Annotated in this window: 3 protein-coding genes and 1 pseudogene; 1 reads left to right on the forward strand and 3 read right to left on the reverse strand. The window is 61.4% G+C overall.

The features are described from left to right. Nucleotides 1–354 precede the first annotated feature (354 nt). On the forward strand, nucleotides 355–654 hold the full coding sequence (locus ACEN2J_RS20665; RefSeq protein ID WP_442108629.1) for a transposase: 300 nt from the start codon (nucleotides 355–357) through the stop codon (nucleotides 652–654). Here the strand turns inward: ACEN2J_RS20665 and tnpC are convergent. From tnpC to tnpA, 3 genes and pseudogenes are all read right to left on the reverse strand, one after another. After that, nucleotides 570–1532: pseudogene (gene tnpC / locus ACEN2J_RS20670) on the reverse strand (IS66 family transposase); the annotation flags it as partial. The gene ACEN2J_RS20665 and the pseudogene tnpC overlap by 85 nt on opposite strands. Nucleotides 1533–1655: 123 nt before the next feature. Next, nucleotides 1656–2009: an IS66 family insertion sequence element accessory protein TnpB gene (gene tnpB / locus ACEN2J_RS20675; RefSeq protein WP_442108625.1), complete on the reverse strand. Its 354-nt coding sequence runs from the start codon at nucleotides 2007–2009 to the stop codon at nucleotides 1656–1658. Next, nucleotides 2006–2434 (reverse strand): IS66-like element accessory protein TnpA, encoded by a 429-nt coding sequence (gene tnpA, locus ACEN2J_RS20680; RefSeq protein WP_442108627.1) that lies wholly within the window; start codon nucleotides 2432–2434, stop codon nucleotides 2006–2008. The genes tnpB and tnpA overlap by 4 nt, the downstream gene beginning before the upstream one ends. Between the last annotated feature and the right edge of the window lie 152 nt (nucleotides 2435–2586).

Here is a 2586-nt window from a genome sequence, read left to right on the forward strand (position 1 = left end):
TTCTGGCTGGCTTGATCACCTGCCACGATACGCCGCCTTTCAAATCACGCCATCACCCAAATTCCCGCATAGCTCCAAAACCAGATCATGCCACACAAACGCCCCACAGAAAGGGGGCTGGACGGCAACCACCCCATCTATTCAGCCTTGCGAAATTCATCCGTCCTGACTGTGCCCATAGCTCATCTCCTTTGCTGCACAGTAAGCGTTTTCTGAACCCCACCTTCCGAGCTGCTTCCTGATCTGTTCATTGGAGAGGGATGATTGTTGGGATGGAGTTTCTCCGTGGAGTTTGGATTAGAGTTTCTCCCGGTTGGCGGTGGCAGCCGTCGGAACCGGAAGTGGCCGGATGAGGTGAAGGCGCGGGTCGTATCGGAGACCTTGCTGCCAGGCGCCAGGGTGAACGATGTGGCGCGGCGTCATGGTGTTCCCGCGAACCACGTCTCCTCGTGGCGGACGCTGGCGCGGAAAGGGCGGTTGGTGCTGCCTGCGCCGGAGGATCCGGTAGAGTTCGCGGCACTGATGGTTGGCCCCGTTGGGGATGCGCCACGGGCCGACGTTGGGAACGGGAGCTTACGCCGCGCATGCGCCCAGCAATGCGCCACCCGAATGGGCACGCCGCCCTTGCGCGAGGGTTTGGTCAGCCGATTGTAGCCGGTATAGCCGTCGATTTGCAGGATGCCATCGAAGCCTGTGAGGAAGGTTTCGGCATTCTCCCCCGCCCGACCGGGGGCGTAAAAGTAGACTACGCCAGGCGGGTCATCGCCGCCCCAGGGCCTGTCATCGCGGGCCAGCGCCCAGAGATATCCGGTTTTTGTCGTGCCGCGCCCCGGGTCCAGCACCGGGGCTGTCGTCTCATCCATGAACAGTTTTGATGAGCGCTTCAGATGGTCTGCCAGCTGGTCAACCACGGGCTTCAGGTGGAACGCGGCCTTGCCGACCCAATCGGCCAGCACGGCGCGGTGCAGATCAAGGCCCGCCCGCGCCAGGATCTGGCTTTGGCGATACAACGGCAAGTGATCGGCATATTTGCTGACCAGCACATGGGCGAGCGTTGCCTCGGTTGGCAGGCCAGCTGTGATCAGGTGGGATGGTGCCGGGGCCTGGGTCACGCCATCAGTGCAGGCCCGGCAGGCATATTTCGGGCGAATGGTGACGATGACGCGCAGCTGGGCCGGCACGATGTCGAGCCGTTCCGTGCGGTCTTCGCCGATCTTGTGCATAAGGCCGCAGCCGCAAGGGCAGATCAGGCTGGCGGGTTCGATGATCTCTTCAACGCGGGGCAGCGCGGCCGGCAGGTTGCCGATGGTGCGCCTCGGCGCGGGCCTGGTCACCCCGTCGCCCGCTCTGGCGGCACGGGTTTCCTTTTCCGCCTCTACCTCGGCCAGCGCGATGGACAGGTCTTCGAACGCCAGTTGCCGCTCATCCTCGGTCAGCTTTTCCGACCGCTTGCCGTGCAGGGCGTGGTTTAACTCGGCAATCAGATGCTCTTGTCGCCGCGTGATTTCCATCAACGCCGCAACGGTTTCCATCAACACCAGAACCGCCGCGCGTTGCGCGGCAGGGATGGCGGAAAGATCGAGGGCGGGGACGGTTTGCATGGGCCGAAGCTATCACATAACCCCAGCAAAAACACGCCACACCAAGCGGTTGAGTCACTCTGCCGCAGCTGGTGGGCGCGTCTCCAGAGCCCTGACTTTACGCCAGTCGAGACCGGCAAACAGTGCCTCGAACTGGGCATGGTTCAGTGCCATTACCCCGTCTTTGATCGCGGGCCAGATGAAGGTCATATCCTCCAGCCGTTTGTAGGCCATCACCAGACCCGTGCCATCCCAATACAAAAGCTTCAGTCTGTCCGCCCGGCGCGCCCGGAAGACAAACACTGTCCCAGTGAACGGATCCTTGCGCAGAACCGAAGACACCAACGCCGCCAACCCATCATGACCCTTCCTGAAGTCGATCGGCTGTGTCGAGACCAGAACCCGCACCCGGTTGGAGGGGAACATCATGGCGAAGGCCCGATCGCCCGCACAATCTCGGCAATTCTGGTGGCTGTCGCGGCACCGTCCAGCCGGATTGTCACTTGGCCCACGGCGATTTCGATTGATCCCAAAGGCTGCGCTTCTGGCTTGCCTGGTTGACCCGAACGCACCGGCAAAGAAGGCGCATTTCCCTCCGACAGCACGAGAGACGCAAAGCAGAAGCCGTCGTCCTCCATCGCAGGCAAAACCAACTTGCCGTCCCGAGCCCGACCACGCCATTCCGACAAATGGTTCGCCCGCAGCCCATAACGTGCCGCAACCGCGTTCACCGTTACGCCAGGCTTCAGGCTTTCTGCAACGATCTGCGCCTTGACCTCGTCAGGCCAGCGCTTCTGGCCATTGGCCCGTATATCCACCCCATAGTCCCTGAGAAACTCCACCGTAGCCGCCATCGCGAAACTCCTGCCCCATATCCAACAGGTGCGGAGTCGCAGGTTAATCGATCATGCAGAAGGTGGGGACCCGAGACTTGAAGTTACCCACAAGTCGTGTGGCAAATTGATTCACCCACAAGATTTGGTCTTGCTCCAGAAAACCCTAATGT

Origin of the sequence: Pseudorhodobacter sp. W20_MBD10_FR17 (genome assembly GCF_052119765.1) — a bacterium.
In the GTDB taxonomy this organism is placed as follows: domain Bacteria; phylum Pseudomonadota; class Alphaproteobacteria; order Rhodobacterales; family Rhodobacteraceae; genus Pseudorhodobacter.

Bases quoted from the DNA above. Each gene is read 5' to 3' on its own strand.
- tnpA (WP_442108627.1), bottom strand. From the start codon at position 2,434: ATGGCGGCTACGGTGGAGTTTCTCAGGGACTATGGGGTGGATATACGG.
- tnpB (WP_442108625.1), bottom strand. From the start codon at position 2,009: ATGATGTTCCCCTCCAACCGGGTGCGGGTTCTGGTCTCGACACAGCCG.